This is a genomic window from Novosphingobium sp. B 225 (assembly GCF_002198665.1).
Classification (GTDB): domain Bacteria; phylum Pseudomonadota; class Alphaproteobacteria; order Sphingomonadales; family Sphingomonadaceae; genus Novosphingobium.
The window spans coordinates 52067-71465 of record NZ_MWLM01000054.1; the positions used below are offsets into that span (position 1 = coordinate 52067).

Here is a 19399-nt window from a genome sequence, read left to right on the forward strand (position 1 = left end):
CCGTGCGCCGCACCGCTGCTCTCTTGGTCGGTGCCCTGCTGCTGACCTGCGCTTCGGCGCAGGCGCAGCAGGCCCCGTCAAGCCCTGCCGATAGCGATCCGGTCAAACTGGGCTGGATGCAAGGCAGTCCGCCCCCGCCAGAGAAACGCATCCTGTTTCGCGATGGCAGCTTTTTTACCTTCCCCAGGTTGCGCTGGTCGTTCGCGCATATCCGCGAACTCATGCCAACTGCGGCGATCGCGCGGGGGCCGGGCTCGGTGTCCCCGTTGCCAAAGGCACTGCGCAAGGATCTCGATGGCGTAACCTTCACGCCGCTCGGCGGTGGTGCCGCGATGAGCTGGTCGCAGGCCTATGAAGCCGTTTATGGCGACGCGGTGCTGATCCTCCACAAGGGCAGGATCGTCTACGAACGCTACAACGGCGTGATGGGGCCGGACCAGCCGCATATCGCATTTTCGGTCACCAAGAGCTATTTCGGCACGCTGGCCGAGATGCTGATTGCCGAAGGCAAGCTTGATGAAACCGCGCTGGTATCGCGCTACATCCCCGAACTCAGCGGCAGCGGTTTTGGTGATGCAACGGTGCGTCAGGTGCTCGACATGACAACCGGTCTCGCCTTTTCCGAAGACTATACAAATCCGGATGCTGACATCGCGAAATTCTCGCTGGCGGTTGGTGCAGGCCCCGCGCCGCCAGGATATGCCGGTCCGCGCGCGGCCTATGACTATTTGCCGACCGTGCCCAAAAAAGGGGCGCACGGCGAAGGCTTTACCTACCGATCGGTCAACACCGAAGTGGTCGGCTGGCTGATCGCCAAGATTACCGGCAAGCTGCCACACGTCGTGCTTAGCGAACGCATCTGGTCAAGAATGGGAATGGAGCATGACGCTTCGATCATCGTCGACAGCGCGGGCACGCCGTTTACCGCAGGCGGCCTCAACCTTACCTTGCGTGACATGGCCCGCTTTGGCGAAATGATCCGCCGCGGCGGGCGGTTTAACGGACAGCAGATCGTTCCGGCTGCGGTGATCGCCAAGATCCGGACCGGCGGCAGCCCAGGCGATTTCGCCAAGGCCGGGTACAAGCTGCTTCCGGGCTGGAGCTACAAGAGCCAGTGGTGGATCTCTCACAATGCCCACGGCGCGTTCAATGCCCGCGGGGTGCATGGCCAGACGATCTACATCGATCCGACTGCGGAAATGGTGATCGTCCGTTTCGCATCGAACCCGCGTGCAACGAACAGCAGTTTTGACGGTATCTCGCTGCCTGCCTATCAGGCCATCGCGGAGCGATTGATGGGCGGAAAGTGAAGCACGAAACCATCAGGGCCTGCTCGATCTGGCGCGCGCTCGACGTGGTCGGCGACGTGGCGGTGCTCCTGATCCTTGAGCAGGCGTTTCTCGGCCGGCACCGGTTCGACGATTTCGTCAAGCAGACCGGGCTGGCGCGTTCGGTCGTGAGCGGCCGACTGGCCAAACTGGTCGAGGCCGGAGTGCTGCGCAAGGCGGCGCAGCGGCAGGCCGGTTATGCCTTGACCGAAAAGGGCCGCGGTCTGTTTCCGGTCGCGCTGATGATCCTGCGCTGGCAGCACCGCTGGGAACCGGGCGAACGCGGCTTTTCGGTACGGCTGGTCCATCGCGGCTGCGGCCAGGCGATGGAGCCGGTCCCGCATTGCGCCGCTTGCCAGACAGAGATCGATCCACGCGCGGTTGATTGGGCTCCGGGGCCCGGCCTAGCCCAGGTCACCCCGGTCTATACCCGCCGCCGCCAGCAAACCGCCGCGGCCAGCGCCAAACGCGGCAACCAGACCATGGTCGATTCAGTCATCGAACTGTTCGGCGATCGCTGGGCGACGCTGGTGGTGCGCGCCTGCTTCACCGGGATCCACCGCTTTGACGATATTCAGCGCGACACGCTGATGGCCACCAACATCCTGTCTGGCCGGATCGAGCAATTGCTTGCTCAGCGGATCATCAAGGCGGTGCCCTATTCCGCGCATCAGGACCGGTTTGAGTATCGCCTGACCGAAAAGGGGCGCGACCTCTATCCTGTGCTGCTTGCCCTGCTGCAATGGGGCGACCGCTGGTTTGCCGACGAGCAGGGGCCACCCTTGCTCCTGACCCATCGCAATTGTGGGCAGCCGCTGGGCCTGCAGCCCAAGTGCAGTGCTTGCGCGGCCGGTCTGGACATCCGGAATACCGCGTTCGAACTTTGATCGGGGTCTGTGACCTAGACCCGACCGGATCGTCCGAAAGCTATGCGAAAGCCGTGCCGGCGGCGCTCAGCCCCTTCACGCCCTGACCACTTTCAGGATGCAGTCAACGAAGCCTTGCGGATCATTCTCCTGAATGAAGTGACCGCCCTTCAGTGTGCAATGCGGTTGGCCCTTGGTGCCGGGAACACGCCCGATGAAGCGCGCTTCGCCGCCGCGCGTGACCGGATCACCATCGCTGAAACAGCACAGGAACGGCTTGTCCCACTGTTCAAACACTTGCCAGGCGCGCTTCTGATCGGGCACCGCGACGTTGTTCTCGAACGGCACGAAGCTGGGAAAAATCCGCGCCCCGGCTTTATAGCTGCTGTCGGGGAACGGCGCGTCATAGGCGGCAATTTCCGCCGGGCTGAGCGCGCGCTTGGCCCCGGCGTTGACGATCCGGCCGATCGGAAACACCGGGCTCCATTTGGAGAACGCGCGCCAGATCGCAAAGGCGCGCGGCGGGGTTCCGCCTTCGGGCAGGCCGCCGTTGGAGAGCACCACCCCGGCGAACCGGTCCGGCATTTCGGCAACCAGCCTGAGCCCGATCAGCGAACCCCAATCCTGGCACGCCAGCGTCATCCGCGTCAGGTCCAGCGCTTCGGCCCACTGGCGCATCCAGCCGACGTGGCGGGCATAGCTGTAATCGGCTTTCCTGCTGAGCTTGTCCGACTTGCCGAACCCGATCAGGTCAGGCGCTACCACCCGGAATCCTGCCGCGACCACCGGTGCGATCATCTTGCGATAGAGGTAGCACCAGCTCGGCTCGCCATGCATCATCAGCACAACCGGCGCGTCGCGCGGCCCTTCATCCAGATAGTGGACCCGCAACCTGGTTCCATCATCCGGATCGGTGATTTCCAGATAGTGCGGCGCGAACGGAAAATCAGCGATCCCGGCAAAGGCCGCATCGGGGGTGCGCAGGACTTTCATGGGATGCTCCGTCGGTTCAATAATATGGCACGATAACTGCCATAAGGTCGATCAGGGGTCAATCGCCGGGGAGTTCCGCCAAAGCGGCACCCAGCAGGCGGCGGACCACGTCTTTGGCCGCTGCAACCGGCAGCTCCTGATCATGGCGCAGCAGGCGCCAGGTCTGAAAGCTGAGGATCACGTTCAGCCCGCGTGCCCCGGCGGCATCAGCCCGGACTGCTTCGGGCAGATGCGCCTCGATCGATTCGCTCTCAAAACGCAGCATCCGGCGATAGTCGTGCATCAGATAAGGCGATTCAAAGCGCCGAAGATTGGCCGAAATGCGATAGGGCATGATCGTTTCGAACACCTTGGCCCGGCGTTCCGCTAAATCGAAGACTTTCTCCTTCCAGGTCGCGCCGCCTGGCGGCTGGAGCAAGATCGGCAGGATCCGTGCCTCGATCACTTCCCCCATTTCGCGGTATAGCGCGTCCATATCCTCAAAATGCCGGAATACCGACCGCAGGCCAACCCCGGCCACTTCCGCAACCCGGGCCGCGCTGGGCGAAACATCACCTTTACCGACCAGATCGAGCAAGGCGGCGACAATCTTTGACCGGCTGGAGCGGCTGCGTTCGCGGCGGCCATCACCAAGCGGGGCTTGCTTTGACAAGGCAGGGGGAAGTTTCGTTGCAGCCATCGCCGGTTTGATCACCGCACATGCACCTTCGGGCTGAGATTGATTGACCAATGTCGCTAGATTATGGCACAACCAATGTCAATTGAGTCGGGAATGGGGAGTGGGCGGGATGACGCCGTGGATGATCTGGATCGCAGCATTGGCCGCCTATGTCCTGTTTCGGCTGTGGTATGACAATTGGTCAGGTCCGCTCAAACCGGCTGAAGTCGATGCCTTTCTGGCCAAAATGGCAGGCCGCTATGAAGGCACCGGCAACAGCCCGGGAATGATGCGCGCATTTCTGGAAGCCGATGATGGCCGCGAATTCGTGATGCTCAATCTGGTCAAGGCGCAGATGGACCAGGTCAGGGATCCGGCCAGCGGCGAAATGATCCAGGGGTTCGAACTGCTCAAACGCTATTCCAAGCGCTTCATGCCCGTGCTGTTCCGCAATGGCGGCCACCCCGGGATGGTTGGCCGCAAGGTTGGCGGCTATGTTGATGCCTGGAATACCGAGCCCGATCCCGGCTGGACGATCTTCGGCCTGATGCGATACCGCAGCCGCCGGGACATGATGAAGCTGGCGCTGGACCCGTCGTTCATGGATGCCCACCCGGAAAAGATACTGGGCACGCTGGCCACCTTTTCCTTCCCGACCCAGCGGGTGGTTTCGTTCTATGTCAGTCCGCGCGTAACCGTGGCGCTGGCGCTGGCGCTGGCCGCCGCGCTGGGCCACCTGGCATTGCTGACATTCAGTTGATGACCGCGCTGCTGCCACCCGGCACCAACCGCCAGTATCACGGCTCGCGTTATGCAGCCTGGTTTCTGGCGCTCTACGGGATCGGCTGGACCGTGCCGGGGATGATCCACAGCTTCCTGCCCGATGGCGGTGCGGGCACGATTGCCGGGCTCGACCTTAGTCACAATCGCGGGTTGATTCTGGGCCTGTTTGCCTGGGCTGGCGCGACGCAGATTGCCCACGGCATTGTGACGCTGATTGTCGCTCTGTTCTATCGCTCGCTGGTGCCGCTATTCCTTTTGGTCAGCCTGCTGGAACGCAGCTTGCTGAGCTGGTCGGCCTGGATTGGCGCAGGGAAAGCCGGTGGTCACCATCCGCCCGAACACTATGCCAGCCTGGTTCTGGTGCCGGTGATCCTGCTGTTCCTGGCGCTCGCCCTGCGGCCTGCCGCAAATCAATCCAGAGGCCTGCAATGACCCGCAAGCTGAAATGGCTCGGCGCGGCAGCGCTGGTGATCGGCGCGGGCTATCTCGGCCTGCAGAAATACGGGATCTACATTCCTGGCAAGCTTGCGGAACTGCGTGAACCGATTGCGGAAAACCATCCGGTTGCCTGGGCGCGCGGCCCGGCCCAGCCGCCGCGTGGTGAACGTCCGCCCAATGTGATCCTGATTGTCGCAGACGATCTGGGGATGAACGACATCTCGCTCTATGGCGGCGGCGTGGCTGGTGGGGCGGTGCCGACGCCCAATATCGATTCCATCGCCAGACAGGGCGTCAGCTTTGCCAACGGCTATGCCGCCAATGCCACCTGCTCGCCATCGCGCGCAGCCCTGATGACCGGGCGTTACCCGACCCGCTTTGGCTTTGAATTCACCGCCGTCCCGGCCGCTTTCGTGGGCAATATGGCGCATGCCGGCACCAATCAGCTCTATCCGGCGATCTATCACAAGGAACTCAACCACGATCTGCCCGCCTATGCCGATATGGGCGTGCCGCATGATCAGATCATGCTGCCTGAAATCCTGAAGCCGCGCGGATATCACACGGTCCACATTGGCAAATGGCATCTGGGTGAAGCCCAGCCGCTGCGCCCGACCTCGCAGGGGTTTGACGAAAGTCTGGGGCTGCGCGCAGGCGGCGGAATGTACGCCGCCAAGGGCGATGGGCAGGTGGTTGACGCGAAGCTGCCGTGGGATCCGATCGACCGGTTCCTGTGGGCCAACCTGCCCTATTCGGTCCATTGGGGCGATGATCAGCGGTTTCGACCCAAGGGCCATCTGACCGACTATTTCACCGACAATGCGATCGCTGCGATCGATGCCAACAAGAACCGCCCGTTCTTCATGTACCTGGCCTATAATGCGCCGCACACTCCGTTGCAGGCGACCAGGGCAGACTATGATGCGCTGCCGCAGATCAAGGATCACACCCAGCGGGTTTACGGCGCGATGATCCGCCAGCTGGACCGGCGGATCGGCGACGTGCTGCAGAAACTGAAGGATACCGGGATCGATCAGAACACGCTGGTGATCTTCACCAGCGACAATGGCGGGGCCTGGTATGCCGGGATACCCGATCTCAACAAGCCGTATCGCGGGTTCAAGGGAACCTTCTTTGAAGGCGGCATTCACGTGCCGTTGCTGATGCGCTGGCCGGGCCATATTGCTCCGGGAACGGTGCGCAGCGACACGGCCCAGCACCTTGACATGTTCGCCACGATTGCCGCAGCCGCAGGCGCACAGATGCCGGGTGACCGGGTGATGGACAGTTTCAACCTGCTGGGCAGCGGGCCCCGGCGCGATGTCACTTTCTGGCGTTCGGGCGATTACCGCGTGGTCCGCGCGGGTGACTGGAAGCTGCAAGTGTCAAAGCGGCCGGACAAGGTCTGGCTGTTCAACCTTGCCAGCGATCCGACCGAGCAAGTCAATCTCGCCGGTCAGCAACCGGCGCGCGTTGCCCAGCTGCGCAAGTTGATCGAAGATCAGAATGCGCCGATGCCAAAGCCGCTCTGGCCCGGTTTGCTCGAAGCCCCGATCCGGATCGATGTTCCGCTCAATGCGCCGTGGCAGGGGGATCAGGAATATGTCTACTGGGCCAACTGATCGCGCGGTTCGCGGCGCGGTCTGCCCGGGCAAAAGCTTGACCCGGGCAATGGCCGTGGCTGCTGTCGCGGCTTGATTTTCCTACATCCCGGCAAAGTGTTACAAGCCGATTCGCTCTTTGAAATTGTCGATCCAGCCCCTTCCACTGGCCCCTTTGGCAAGGACCGCCGGGGGGTGGGGGAAACTTTGCCCAGAACAGTGTCAACCGTGTCAACCGTGTGACCTTTGGCCCCGGTTCAGCCCAGCGCCTGCCGCCCCAGTGCGATCGCGCCGGTGATCCCGGCATCGTCGCCCAGACCCGGACCAACGATGTAGCGTTCCAGCCCGGGATCGAGCTGCGGGGCCTTGATATAGCCTGCCAGCCGCGCCTCGGTCGCTTTGCGCAGTGCGGGGATCAGGCCCGGGGTCTTCATCACCCCGCCGCCAAAGATCAGCCGGTCGGGCATGTGCAGCAAGACCAGGCTGACCGCCAGCTGCGCGACATAGCCGGCGATCAGTTCAACCTTGTCGGACGGACTGCCAAGCTCGGACAGGCTCTGCCCCCAGCGGCCCTTGATCGCCGGGCCCGCTGCCAGCCCTTCCAGGCAATCGTGGTGATAGGGGCAGAACCCGGCATAGGGGTCTGCCGTCCGGTCGTGCGGCACGGGGATGTGGCCGCTCTCGAAGTGCGAAAAGCCCATCAGCGACTTGCCGTCGCGCAGCACCCCGGTGCCCACCCCGGTGCCGACCGTGGTATAGGCCAGCGTCCGGCAGCCTTGCCCCGCGCCGGCCTGCCATTCACCCAGCGCCGCGCCGTTGACATCGGTATCGACCACGATCGGCGCACCGAACCGGCCCAGCACATCGTGAAACCGCGCGCCTGACCAGCCGGGTTTGGGTGTGGTGGTGAAAGTGCCATAGCCGGGCGATGCCGGGTCAATGTCAATCGGACCGAAGCTCGCCACCCCGAACGCCGCGATCGGGCCGTGCGCGGCGCTTGCCTGTCCGAAAAACGCGGCCAGCGCGGGAAAGCAAGTGGCGGGCGTTTCGGTAGGGATCCGCTCGCGCGCCAGCACCGTCCCATCCGCGCGCGCCAGAGCGACGACGAATTTCGTCCCGCCAGCCTCGATTGCCCCAATCAGTTGCTCCGCCATGGTCAGTCCGTCCTCCTGTCTGCGCGTGGCTGGTGTCATCAAGCAGCGATTTGGCGCGGGTGCAAATGCCGCAATCGAATTCAACCGGGCAGTCTGGCCATGACCATCCCGGATAATGCTGCCGTGCGGCTTGACCTTGGCGCTTGCCGGGCTACTTCACACCCATGGTACATGAACCCGCCAGCGCCGGATCGCGCCGCAAGCAGGAAGCGCTCGAAACCCGCGAGAACATTCTGGAAGTCGCGACCCGCGAATATGCGGACAAGGGTCTGGCCGGGGCCCGGATTGACGAGATCGCGGAAAAGACCAATTCGTCAAAGCGGATGATCTATTACTATTTCGGCGGCAAGGACGAACTCTACCGCGCCGTTCTTGAACGCGCCTACGCCCGGATCCGCGCGCAGGAACAGGCCGCGCAGTTTGAGGAATTGCAGCCCGAGGAAGCGCTGCGGGCCGTTGTCGGGCACAATTTCGACTATCACTTCGAACACCCCGAATTCGTGCGCCTGGTGATGAACGAAAACGTTCACCACGGCGAACATATTGCCCAGATCGAAAGCATGAAGCAGCGCAACCAGAGCGCGATCGAACAGCTCCGCGCGATCCTGGTCAAAGGGGTGGAGCAGGGGGTGTTCCGGCCCGGAATTGACCCGGTCGATCTGCACACCACGATCTCCGCGCTCAGCTTTTACAACGTGTCGAACCGCCATACGTTCCAGCACAATTTCGGGGTCGATTTCGCCGCTCCGGCCGTGCGCGCCAAGCGCCGCGAACAGATTATCGACTGTGTGCTGGGCTGGGTCCGTCGGCACTAGGCCGGGCTGATTGAGAAAGGGAGCGAAGCCGCGGGCTTGCTCCCGGCGCAAAGGTGTGTACGAACTGGTACGCATAATTTTGGTGGAGGAATCGATGCGGGCATTCATTCTTGGCCTGGCAGCACTGGCGCTGCTGGGCGGCGCGGCCCAGGCGGCAGAGCGGCAATTCCCGGTGGATGCCGCGCCGGTGCTGGAAGATCGCTATCCGGCACAGGTAACCAAGTGGCCCGGCGGGGTGACCAGCCTGGCCGATGTGACCTATGCCACGGTCACCGGCTATCGCCCGATGGTGGTCGATATCTACATGCCGCCGAAAAAGGGCGGGCCCAAGCCGCTGATCCTCTACATCCACGGCGGCGGCTGGATCGGCGGGCATACCCGCCATTCCGGCGCGCTGGCGAACTTCCCGGCGGCGCTGGCCAAATTGGCGAGCGAGGGCTTCGTGGTCGCCAGTCTGGAATACCGGCTGGCCGATGAAGCGCGCTTTCCCGCGCAGTTGCAGGATGCGCGCTCGGCATTGCGCTTCCTCAAGGGCAATGCGGCGAAGTACGGGATCGATCCCGCCCGCACCGGCCTGTGGGGCGGATCGGCCGGGGGGCATCTGGCGGCGCTGACCGGGCTGACCTGCGGGGTGGGCTACCTCGATCCGGCTGGCACCAAGGCCGCAGCGGGCAGCGAATGCGCTCAGGCGGTGGTGACCTGGTACGGAGTGTTCGATTTCGCCGCGCTTTCGGCGGGCCGCCCGGGCGGGGTCGATTCTGCCGGAGCGCGGCTGCTGGGCTGTAACGGGGCCTGCCAGCCCGAAAGCCTCGCGCTTGTCAGCCCGGTGACTTACATCGATGCCAAGGATCCGCCGTTCCTGCTGATCCACGGTGATGAGGACAAGGTGGTCCCCGCGGCGCAATCGCATCTGGCCGAGGCCCGGCTCAAGACCGCCGGGGTGCCGGTGCAGAGCATCTTCATCCCCGGTGTGGACCACAGCTTCATCGGCAAGACTGCCCCGGAAACCCGCACCGCGACACTGCGGGCCGTCAACGCGACGTTCGACTTCTTCCACCAGCAGCTCGATCGCCCCGCGAAGTAAGGCTGCCAGAGTGCTGCGCTATCTGATCCTGCTGTTGGCCGTGCTGGCCAGCCCGCTGGCAGCCGATCCGGTCCGGATCGAAGGCGGGCAAATCGAGGGGCGGCAACTGGCCGACGGGGTGGACGGCTGGTTCGGCGTGCCGTTCGCCCGGCCGCCGCTGCGCGAACTGCGCTGGCGCGCCCCGCAGCGGGTCGAGCCGTGGCAGGGCGTCTATCATGCCGACCGGTTCGCACCGATGTGCCTGCAGCCGCTGCGCAGCCGGACGATGAACCACTATTTCGGCAACGAAGCGATCAGCGAAGACTGCCTTTACCTCAACATCTGGGCCCCACGCGGTGCTGCGGGGCGGAAGCTGCCGGTGGTGGTCTGGGTCTATGGCGGAGCGTTCAATGTCGGTTCGGCCAGCATGGCCAATTACGGCGGGGCCAACCTGGCGCGCGAAGGGGTGGTCTATGTGTCGATCGCCTATCGGGTCGGGCCGCTCGGCTTTCTGGCCCACCCCGAACTGACCCGCGAGGGCGGGGGGCATTCGGGCAATTATGGCCTGATGGACCAGGTTGCCGGGCTCGAATGGATCCAGCGCAATATTGCGCAGTTCGGGGGTGATCCGGGCAATGTCACGGTGATGGGTCAGTCAGCAGGCTCGGCCTCGGTCGCGCTGTTGCAAATCAACCCAAAGGCCAAAGGACTGTTCCACAAGGCTGTGGGGATGAGCGTCAGTCCGTTCGGCCCGCTGGTTGGCCCGGTGCCGCTGGCGACGGGTGAGGAACAGGGGCTGGCGCTGCAAAAGGCGCTAGGTGCCACCGGGATCGAGGCGATGCGCGACCTGCCGGGGGATCGTGTGCTGGCCATCGCCGCCGGGGTTCCGCGCCACCCGATCGTGATCGATGGCGCACAAGTTACCGGCAAGCCAGAGGCGGTCTTTGCCGCCCGGCAGCAGAACGACGTTGCGGTCATGCTGGGCTTCACCCGCGACGAACGCTTTGCCAGCCTAGGGCCGGTTGGCACTCTGGCGGAATACCAGGCGGCAGTGCGCAAGGCTTTTCCGCAGACCGCCGAACAGGTGCTGAAGGCCTATCCGGCGAAGGACGATGCCGCCACTGCGCGCGCCGTGGTGGACATCACGCGCGACATGTCGGTCGGCAGCCAAATGTTCAACTGGGCCAGCGCCGCCGCGCGCAGCGGGACCAAGCCGGTCTGGGGCTATTTCTTCACCCGCCGCCAGCCCTATGCCCCCGGGATCACCTTTGTCGATCACGATCCGGCCACGGTCGGAGCCTACCACACCGGGGAAGTGCCCTATTTCCTGCGCAACCTGGATAGCCTGAACCTGTTCCGCCAGACGCGTGACTGGACCCCGATGGACCTGCAGTTGCGCGATACCATGTCGGGCCTGATCCTGTCCTTTGCCCGCAGCGGCGTGCCCCGGGCAGACTGGCCCCGGTTCGATCCGAAAGCGCCCAAGGTGCTGACGCTGGGGGAAGAGGTGAGAGTGATCGGCTGGCCAAACGTCGCAGCATTGCCGCTGCTGAGCGAGGCCGCGATATCTCCGCCAGATCGCCCTGCCGCCGCCGGCAGGGCGCGTGATTAGGGCCCGAATTCGTTTTATTAACCAGTTAGTACATAAACTGGCTTGCAAGCGGATCGGTTCCGATTAAACCGGTACCCACGAAGCTGAGGGGATAATGACGATGGGCCGCACGATTCTGGTGCTCAACGGGCCGAACCTGAACCTGCTGGGTGAACGGGAACCGGCGATCTATGGCCATGAAACCCTGGCCGATGTCGAAGCGGCATGCCGGGCCGTGGCGGAAGCAGAAGGCTATGCCATCGATTTCCGCCAGACCAATGCCGAACACGAAATGGTTGAATGGCTTCAAGCCGGGCGCAAAGGCATGGCCGGGATCGTGATCAATCCGGCAGCCTTCAGCTATGCTGCCTATCCGGTGCTCGATGCGATCAAGCTTGCCGATTGCCCGGTGATCGAAGTCCACATTTCCAACGTCCACCGGCGGGAAGAGGCCTGGCGATCCAAATCGATCATGACCCAGGTTTGCACGGGGATGATCACTGGGCTGGGCGTGCAAGGCTATGAACTGGCGGTGCGCCACGTGATCTGGCTGCGGGAACGCGGCAAGTGAGCGAAACGCGCGGGCGCTGGACGATCCGTGCCGCCGGGATAGTTGCGCTGTGCTTTCTGATCAACATGGTCGATGGGATGGATGTCAACATCCTGTCCTTCATCCGCGCCGCGCTGTCGCGGGACTGGAAGGTGGCCGACGATGCGATGGGCTATGTGCTCAGCGCGGGCACGCTGGGCATGGGCTTTGGCGCACTGCTGATCGCCCCCTTCGCAGACCGCCATGGCCGCAAGCCGGTGATCATGACCGCGCTGGCATTGATGAGCCTGGGCATGCTGGCGAGCGGCTATGCGACCTCGATCGAAACCCTGATGCTGGCGCGGCTGTGCGTGGGCATGGGGATCGGCACGGTGCTGGCAGCCATGGCCGCGCTGGCGGCAGAAGTGGCCCCGCCGGGCTGGCAGGACTTGTCTGTGGCCTTTGTTCAGGCCGGTTTTCCGCTGGCTGCGGTGGGAACGGGCTTTGTCGTTGCCTGGGCCGAGCCGCTGGTCGGCTGGCAAGCGCTGCTGCGCTGGGCGGCCTATCTGACCGTTGCGTTGCTGCCGCTGGCCTGGCTGGTCCTGCCGGCACGGATGGCGAGTACGACGCAGGCGACCCTATCGGCGCGTGCCGCCGTTGCGGCCCTGTTTGGGGATCGGCTGCGTGCCCGCACGCTGCTTTTATGGCTGGCGATCTTTACCGGGCTGCTGGTGCTCTATTCAATGCTAAGCTGGATTACCAAGCTGGCGAGCGGTGCCGGGCTATCCGATGCGGACAGCATCTATGCCGGGGCGTTCTATAACTTCGGGGCCTTTGTCGGCACGATCAGCATGGGACTGCTGACGCTGAAGTTCCGGCCCGGCGTGCTGGCCCCGGCGCTGATGACCTGTGCTGCGGTAGCCCTGCTGGTGTTCGGCAATGCATCGCTGTCGGTCGGCGGGGCGCTGTTCATGGCCTTTGTTATCGGGCTGACCCTGCAAGGGGGCTACAACGGAATGTGGCCGCTGGCGGCTGGGGCTTATGACGCCGGGAACCGGGCGACCGGGATTGGCTGGGCGATGGGGATCGGCCGCGGCGGGGCGGTGGTTGGCCCGATCATGGCGGGCTACCTGCTGGCCGCCAAGATCAGCTTGCCGACCATCCTGGCAATCTATTGCGCACCGTTGCTGCTCTGCGCGCTGTGCGCCTTGCTGGTCGGGCGCCACACCAAGGCCGATCCCCCGGCTGCTTGAACCCTGCAGGCTAGACCCTGTTTCACTTAGGTGGAAGCATCGGCACGGAGCCTGATTTGGCTCAGCGCGAGGAGGGAGCCATGCCATCGCATAGTGACCGACAAGCAACGCAGCGCTGGGCCAAATCAGGCCCGCCCTGCGGGTCGCATCAGGAAACCCGCTGGACAGCGTTGCCTTGCTTGCAGGGGCAACCAGCCCCTGCTGCACACCGCGCCTTGCCAGCGGGTTTCCTGATGCGATGACGATGCATCCACCTAAGTGAAACAGGGTCTAATTCAAGCTCTCGATTGAGGCCGCCTGCTGCGGGTCGGCAGGGCGCGTGCGCTGCGCCGCGAGTTGCTGCGCGCCAATCGCGGCTGCGGCTCGCCGGGCCATGGCTCAGTCGCGGTATTGACATGTACCAGTTAGTTCATGTACCAATCGGTTAATTCGGCGCCGCGCGGGTGCCGGTCGTCCCATGGGAGGGGAGCCCGATGCGTTCTAAGATCCGTTTTGCCGTCCAGACTTCTGCCGTTGCGCTAAGCCTTGGCTTTGCCAGTGGCGCATGGGCCCAGGCCGCCGATGATGCTGAATCGGCTGATGCCGCGCCGCAGGAAATCGTCGTCACCGGTTCGCTGATCCAGCGCCCGAACAACACTGCGGTCAGCCCGATCGTTTCGATTAGCGAAGCGGCGATCCGTGAAAGCGGCAAGACCAGCCTGGTCGATTCGCTCAACCAGCTGCCCGGCTTCACCGTCGGCGGTAACGAAGCGACCGGCGGGCAGGGCACCGGCGGCCGCGCGACGATCAACCTGCACGGCCTGGGTACCAACCGCAACCTCGTGCTGCTCGATGGCCGCCGTCTGCCGGTTTCGGATATTCGCGGCAACGTGGACATCAACATCCTGCCCGATGCGATCATCGGCGGGGTCGATGCGATTTCGGGTGGTGCTTCGGCGGTTTATGGTTCGGACGCGATGTCGGGCGTCGTCAACTTCAAGTCGGTCCGTTCGCTTGAAGGCGTGGTGCTTGACGCCCAGACCGGGATCAGCTCGCGCGGGGACGCGTTCAAGTTCAAGGGTTCGGTCGCGTTCGGCTCGAACTTTGCCGATGATCGCGGCCACGTGGTTGCCGCCTTCGCTTATGCCAAGCAGGACTCGCTGAACGGCAGCGAGCGTGACTTCTTTTTCACCCGCACCCCGTCGGGCTTCATCGGCAGCGGCGCGTTCGTGCCAAGCAGTGCCAATGCCCCGAGCGCGGCCGTACTGACCACGCTGTTCAATTCCTATGGCATTGCCGGTGCACGCAACCCGCTGGCGTCCAACCTGGCCTTCAACAACGACGGCACCCTGTTCACCCAGACTGGCGCGCTCAACTATAAGGGACCGAACGGCACGGGCGGCTATGCCGTGGTTGGCGGCAACGTCCGCATGCCGGTCGGCCAGCAGATCGACTATATCAACGGGCTTGAACGCAAGTCGGCCTTCGTCAAGGCGGACTATGAACTCACCCCCGGTCTGACCGCCTATGGCCAGTTCATGTATGTCGACCTGACCACCGTGACCCATTCAGGCGGCAGCCTCACCCAGTTCCCGACGCTGACCACCATCCCGGTGACCAACCCGTTCATCCCGACCGACCTCAAGACCGTGCTTGCTTCGCGTCCCAACCCCACGGCGACGTTCAACTGGAGCGCGCGGTATGTTGGCGTGCCCTACAAGGGCTGGGACGAAAACTACACGATCCAGCAGTACATGGCCGGGCTGAAAGGTGACATCACCGAGGGCTGGACCTTTGACGTGTTTGGTTCCTACGACAGCTCGATCCACAATTCGATCATGCGTCATGCCGTGCTGAAGAGCCGGGTCCAGACGCTGCTCAACGCGGCGGACGGCGGCAAGTCGATCTGCGCGGGCGGGTTCAATCCGTTCGGTGATGCCAATGCCCGCAGTCTGTCGGACGCTTGCCAGGCCTATATCACCAAGGATGCCTTCAGCCAGGAACGCGTGAGCCAGAGCCAGATTCAGGGCCAGGTCAACGGCAAGCTGTTCGATCTGGGGGCTGGTCCGGCGCAGATCGCAATGGTCGCGAACTATCGCAAGAACACCTATTCCTATGCTCCGGATGCAGATTCGACCGCCAATTCCGGGTTCGCCCCGGCAGGCAACATTGAAGGCTACACCGTTCAGCTGGCCGTGCCTGAAAAGGCGATCAGCGTGAAGGAATTCGCCGGCCAGATCGACGTGCCGCTGATTGCCGACAAGCCGTTCTTCAAGGAACTGGCAATTGGTGCAGCGGGCCGTATTTCGGACTATTCGGTCAGCGGTTCGGTCAGCAGCTATGAAGCGGACCTGCGCTGGCGGCCGACCGACAACCTGCTGATCCGCGGCAGCTATCAGCGCGCGGTGCGTGCGCCCAACATTGCCGAGCTGTTCTCGCCCCCGCAGGGTTCGCAGCTGGCAATCGGTACGCCTCCGGCCGCTTTGGGTGATCCGTGCGATACCCGCTCCACCGCCCGCACCGGCGCCAACGCCGCGCAGGTTGCCGCGCTGTGCACCGCGCAGGGTGTGCCCAGTATTGCCACCTATCAGTTCCCGACCACCGCGGTTGGCCAGCTGATCCCGGGCAGCACTGCGATCACCCCGGAAAAGGCCGATACCTTCAACGCCGGATTCGTGTTCAACGCACCGCGTGGCAGCGGGCTGCTGGGCGATTTCTCGCTCTCGGTCGATTACTACAACATCAAGATCAACAACGTGATCTCGCCGGTGCCGGGTCTGACCGTGCTGTCGAGCTGCTATAACCTTGATGGCAGCAACCCCAGCTATGCGACGTCCAATTCCAATTGCCAGCTGATCACCCGCGATACGCTGACCGGGCAGATCATTGCCGTCAACACCCCGTTCCGCAATCTTGGCGCGGTCAAGACCGACGGCGTCGAAGTGCAGGTCCACTGGGGCGTGCCGGCCACGTTCCTGGCGCAGAGCGGCAAGCTCTACATCGATTCCGCGATTGGCTACCTCAACAGCTACAAGGTGCAGCTGCTGCCCGGCGCGGCTTTCCTGGATTACACCGGGATCAGCAACGGCAGCGCCGGTGACGGCAGCCTGCCGCCGCGTGCCACGCCCAAGTGGAAAGCGCTGACGACGTTCGGCTACAGGTCCGATTTCTTCAGCGGCGGTCTGCGCTGGAAGTACCAGAACGCCATCGACGATGTCAGCAAGGTCAACACGCCCACCAATGTTGCGGTTGGCGTTCCGGCCTATGCCACCTGGGACCTGTTCAGCTCGATCAAGGTCAGCAGCCGGTTCGAACTGCGCGGCGGGGTCAACAACCTGTTCGACAAGGATCTGCCGATCGTGTCGAGCAACCAGACCAGCACCGACACGGCACAGTATGACGTGATCGGACGCTACTTTTACGTTGGCTTCCGGGCCAAATTCTGATCCTTCCACCCTTACCCGCCCCGGCATTCTCTGTCCGGGGCGGGTCCTTTTCCAAATTGCCTGCAGGAACTCCGACTTTGACCAGCTCCGCACAATCGATCGGCGTTGGCAATGGGCGGGTCCTGGTCGGCCTGGCCGGTCGCGGTATCCTGGAAAGTCGCACCCCGTGGATGCATGAATGTGAAGGCGAGGCGCAGGGGCTGCGGCTGGCCTATGCCTTGTTCGATTTCACCGATCGAAACTGGTCGGACGCTGAACTCCCACGGTTGCTCGATGCTTGTCAGCAGGTCGGCTTTGCCGGGATCAATGTAACTTTCCCCTTCAAGCAAGCGGTGATCCCGCTGCTGGATGAACTGTCAGGTGGCGCGCGGGCGATCGGTGCGGTCAATACCGTGGCGTTCCGTGATGGCCGGCGGATCGGGTACAACACCGATGTCACCGGGTTTGCCGATGGTTTTCGCGCTGTCCTGGGGCAGGACGCGCCAGGCACCGTCCTGCAACTGGGGTGCGGCGGGGCGGGCAGCGCCACAGCCCATGCTCTGCTTGGCACACTGGGGGCAGAACGGCTGCTGCTGAGCGATACCGACGCGGTCCGCGCGGCAGCGCTCTATACCCAGCTGTCCGAAGCCTATGGCGAAGACCGTGTAGCGCTTTGCGATGACCCGGTTGCGGGCGCGGCAGAGGTGGACGGGCTGCTCAATGCAACACCGATGGGTATGGCCAAGTTCCCCGGAATGCCGCTGCCAGCCAGCGCGATTGAGCCACGTCACTGGGTTGGCGATATCGTCTATTTCCCGCTGGTTACCGAATTCCTCGCCGAAGCCCGACGCAAGCATGGCCGCCTGCTGGACGGCAGCGGCATGGCGGTGGGTCAAGCGGCAGATGCGTTTGAGATTTTCACTGATCGCCAGCCCGACAGGGCGCGGATGGCGCGCAGCTTTGCAGCTTTCGTTGCGGAGCGGGTCCGCGCAGCAGCCTGATCAGACTCCAACCGGGTCGCGGTGGGCGGCCTGTGCGGTCAGGCGGATTTGCGCATTGGCTGCCCCATAGGCTTGATAGCCACGCCGTTCGACCACTTCAAAGAACACGCGTTTGGCCACCGCGCGGCTGTAGAACTGGAAATATTCAGTCTCACCATCGCGGTCATACAGCAGGTTCAGACTTGCCATGCGCGCGACGAGCGCCGGATCGAGCGCAAAGCGTGCCTCAATATCCGCATAGTAGTTGGGTCCGATTTCCAGCATCGGCAAGCCTGCCGCACGGGCATTTTCGGCGGCGGCGAAGATGTCCTGAGTGGCAAAGGCCACATGCTGCACACCTGCGCCGAAATAGTTCTGGATGAACCGCGAACTCAGCGCGTTCGCGGCCATCGATCCGTTGAGCGTAAAGCGCACTGCGCGGCTGCGGCTTTCCACCGCCTGGCTATAGACGATGCCCATTGGATCGGCGATTTCGAGCTGTGGAGTTTTGGAAAAATCGAACAACGAAGTGTAGTAGAGCAGCCAGCTGAGGAACTCCTCATACTGCATTGTCTGCGCAACGTGGTCGATCACGGTCAGGTCAGTCCGTGGGGCCGGGCAATCGAGTGTGATAGGAAATTCGTCCTGCCACATCTGCGTACTGGTCTGGCTTTCGACCAGGTAGAGCAGGCTGCCGCCAACCCCGCGCAGGCTCGGAATTTGCCACTCGCCGGGCTGGATCGTCTGTTCGTGGCGCTGCACATCAAGCGCTTCGGAACGTGCGATTGCTCCGGCCTGATCCGGCACCGCCAGCCCGACCGCACAGACCGAGCCGCCGTGGACAATGTCAAAGCTGTGAGCGAGTCCCTCAGGCTCTGAATTTACTACCAGATTGATCCCGCCCTGCTGCCAGCGGACCACTTGTTTGCTGCGATGCCGCGCGGTCGGAGCAAAACCGAGCGCGGCAAACATCCGGCCGAAATCCTCAGCTTCCTCATGACTGGCTGCGAATTCGATGAATTCGAAGCGGTCCGGATCGATTGGTGCGGGGATTGCCGGGAGCTGCCCCAGCCGAAGCCGCGCGCGTTCGTGCATCGCCTTGAGCGAGCGCACCCCGTCGCGCGCAATCTGGCCGGCCGAAGTGGCGCGGAAACGATCATTGAATATCTCAAGGCTCCAGTATCCCTGGTACCCGATCTTGTTCAGCGCGGCGCCATATTCATCCAGCGCGAAATCGCCCTGTCCAGGCATGCAGCGGAAATGGCGGCTCCAGTTCAGGAAATCCATCTCAAGCATCGGAGCATCAGCCAGTTGGACGATGAACAACTTGTCAGCGCGGACATCGCCAATGCTCGCGCTGGGAACCCCGCGCGCCAGCGAATGGAAACTGTCCAGGGTCAGGCCAATAGCGGGATGGTCCAGATCGCGCACCAGCGCCCAGGCGTCGCGATGGTCGAACACGTGCCGCCCCCAGGCCAGGGCTTCATAAGCGATGCGCTTGCCGTGGCTGGCAGCCAGTTCACCTAGCAGGTGCAGGTCATCCAGAAGCCTTTGCCGTTCTCCGCTGGAATGGGGGGAGCAGTTCGAGCAAAGCAGGATCAGGTCGGTGCCCAGATCGTCCATCACTGCGAACTTGCGCCGCATCCGTTCCAGCGCCGCATCGCGCAAGTCACCCGGCATCCCTTCATAATCGCGGAACGGCTGGAGCATCGCGCAATCCAGTCCCAGGTCGCGCATCAAGGCCCCGATCTGGAGCGCGGGTAGCGGGCTGGATAGCAAATCGTTCTCGAAAATTTCGGCAGCAGAAAACCCGGCGCGGGCGATCGCTTCAAGCTTGGTATCGAGCGTTCCGCCAACCGAAACCGTCGCAATCGAAGTCTTCAAGCATGCCTCCATCTGATCCTGCCATTCTGGCGGATTTGACCGGGGTAGCGCAAGTAATC

16 protein-coding genes are annotated in these 19399 nt (G+C 63.4%); 12 read left to right on the plus strand and 4 right to left on the minus strand.

All coding sequences use genetic code 11. The features are described 5' to 3' along the window. The first annotated feature begins 2 nt into the window (after window positions 1–2). Together MNBBLIKP_RS09335 and MNBBLIKP_RS09340 are read left to right on the plus strand one after the other, a co-directional pair. On the plus strand, window positions 3–1310 hold the full coding sequence (locus MNBBLIKP_RS09335; RefSeq protein WP_254912986.1) for a serine hydrolase domain-containing protein: 1308 nt from the start codon (window positions 3–5) through the stop codon (window positions 1308–1310). Beyond that, window positions 1307–2215 carry a winged helix-turn-helix transcriptional regulator gene (locus tag MNBBLIKP_RS09340; RefSeq protein WP_254912987.1) on the plus strand — a complete coding sequence of 303 codons (909 nt, stop codon included), beginning with the start codon at window positions 1307–1309 and terminating at the stop codon, window positions 2213–2215. Before MNBBLIKP_RS09335 ends, MNBBLIKP_RS09340 begins: the two co-directional genes overlap by 4 nt. A gap of 75 nt (window positions 2216–2290) precedes the next feature. Here the strand turns inward: MNBBLIKP_RS09340 and MNBBLIKP_RS09345 are convergent, their stop codons facing one another. Together MNBBLIKP_RS09345 and MNBBLIKP_RS09350 are read right to left on the minus strand one after the other, a co-directional pair. Further along, the gene (locus MNBBLIKP_RS09345; protein WP_088309781.1) at window positions 2291–3187 is read right to left on the minus strand and encodes a haloalkane dehalogenase; all 897 of its coding nucleotides are present in this window, start codon (window positions 3185–3187) and stop codon (window positions 2291–2293) included. 58 nt (window positions 3188–3245) lie between these two features. Next, window positions 3246–3839 (minus strand): TetR/AcrR family transcriptional regulator, encoded by a 594-nt coding sequence (locus MNBBLIKP_RS09350; RefSeq protein ID WP_254912988.1) that lies wholly within the window; start codon window positions 3837–3839, stop codon window positions 3246–3248. A gap of 136 nt (window positions 3840–3975) precedes the next feature. Between MNBBLIKP_RS09350 and MNBBLIKP_RS09355 the strand changes: the two genes are divergently transcribed. From MNBBLIKP_RS09355 to MNBBLIKP_RS09365, 3 genes are read left to right on the plus strand one after another with little or no spacing between them, the layout of a single operon-like run. Next, window positions 3976–4605 (plus strand): hypothetical protein, encoded by a 630-nt coding sequence (locus MNBBLIKP_RS09355; protein WP_088309783.1) that lies wholly within the window; start codon window positions 3976–3978, stop codon window positions 4603–4605. Beyond that, entirely contained in the window at window positions 4605–5060 is a 456-nt protein-coding gene (locus MNBBLIKP_RS09360; protein WP_088309785.1) for a hypothetical protein, read from the plus strand. The genes MNBBLIKP_RS09355 and MNBBLIKP_RS09360 overlap by 1 nt, the downstream gene beginning before the upstream one ends. Further along, on the plus strand, window positions 5057–6688 hold the full coding sequence (locus tag MNBBLIKP_RS09365; protein ID WP_088309787.1) for a sulfatase-like hydrolase/transferase: 1632 nt from the start codon (window positions 5057–5059) through the stop codon (window positions 6686–6688). The genes MNBBLIKP_RS09360 and MNBBLIKP_RS09365 overlap by 4 nt, the downstream gene beginning before the upstream one ends. A 236-nt stretch (window positions 6689–6924) precedes the next feature. On the opposite strand, the gene MNBBLIKP_RS09370 is transcribed toward MNBBLIKP_RS09365, so the two are convergent. Then, the gene (locus tag MNBBLIKP_RS09370) at window positions 6925–7860 is read right to left on the minus strand and encodes an ROK family protein (RefSeq protein WP_254912989.1); all 936 of its coding nucleotides are present in this window, start codon (window positions 7858–7860) and stop codon (window positions 6925–6927) included. 125 nt (window positions 7861–7985) lie between these two features. On the opposite strand from MNBBLIKP_RS09370, the gene MNBBLIKP_RS09375 reads away from it, so the two are divergent. The 7 genes from MNBBLIKP_RS09375 to MNBBLIKP_RS09405 all read left to right on the plus strand — a co-directional run bounded on the left by MNBBLIKP_RS09375 (window position 7986) and on the right by MNBBLIKP_RS09405 (window position 17477). Beyond that, window positions 7986–8636 (plus strand): TetR/AcrR family transcriptional regulator, encoded by a 651-nt coding sequence (locus MNBBLIKP_RS09375; protein ID WP_088309790.1) that lies wholly within the window; start codon window positions 7986–7988, stop codon window positions 8634–8636. 94 nt (window positions 8637–8730) lie between these two features. Continuing rightward, entirely contained in the window at window positions 8731–9720 is a 990-nt protein-coding gene (locus tag MNBBLIKP_RS09380) for an alpha/beta hydrolase (RefSeq protein WP_088309861.1), read from the plus strand. A 10-nt stretch (window positions 9721–9730) separates the two neighbouring features. After that, on the plus strand, window positions 9731–11311 hold the full coding sequence (locus MNBBLIKP_RS09385; protein ID WP_088309792.1) for a carboxylesterase/lipase family protein: 1581 nt from the start codon (window positions 9731–9733) through the stop codon (window positions 11309–11311). A gap of 100 nt (window positions 11312–11411) precedes the next feature. After that, window positions 11412–11861 carry a type II 3-dehydroquinate dehydratase gene (locus MNBBLIKP_RS09390; protein ID WP_088309863.1) on the plus strand — a complete coding sequence of 150 codons (450 nt, stop codon included), beginning with the start codon at window positions 11412–11414 and terminating at the stop codon, window positions 11859–11861. Beyond that, on the plus strand, window positions 11858–13072 hold the full coding sequence (locus tag MNBBLIKP_RS09395; protein WP_254912990.1) for an MFS transporter: 1215 nt from the start codon (window positions 11858–11860) through the stop codon (window positions 13070–13072). Before MNBBLIKP_RS09390 ends, MNBBLIKP_RS09395 begins: the two co-directional genes overlap by 4 nt. A 473-nt stretch (window positions 13073–13545) precedes the next feature. Continuing rightward, window positions 13546–16497 (plus strand): TonB-dependent receptor domain-containing protein, encoded by a 2952-nt coding sequence (locus MNBBLIKP_RS09400; protein ID WP_088309794.1) that lies wholly within the window; start codon window positions 13546–13548, stop codon window positions 16495–16497. A 77-nt stretch (window positions 16498–16574) separates the two neighbouring features. Next, window positions 16575–17477: a shikimate dehydrogenase gene (locus tag MNBBLIKP_RS09405; RefSeq protein WP_254912991.1), complete on the plus strand. Its 903-nt coding sequence runs from the start codon at window positions 16575–16577 to the stop codon at window positions 17475–17477. Here MNBBLIKP_RS09405 and MNBBLIKP_RS09410 read toward each other — a convergent pair whose 3' ends face one another. Further along, window positions 17478–19340, minus strand: coding sequence for a bifunctional sugar phosphate isomerase/epimerase/4-hydroxyphenylpyruvate dioxygenase family protein (locus MNBBLIKP_RS09410; RefSeq protein WP_088309869.1), 1863 nt, complete (start codon window positions 19338–19340; stop codon window positions 17478–17480). Between the last annotated feature and the right edge of the window lie 59 nt (window positions 19341–19399).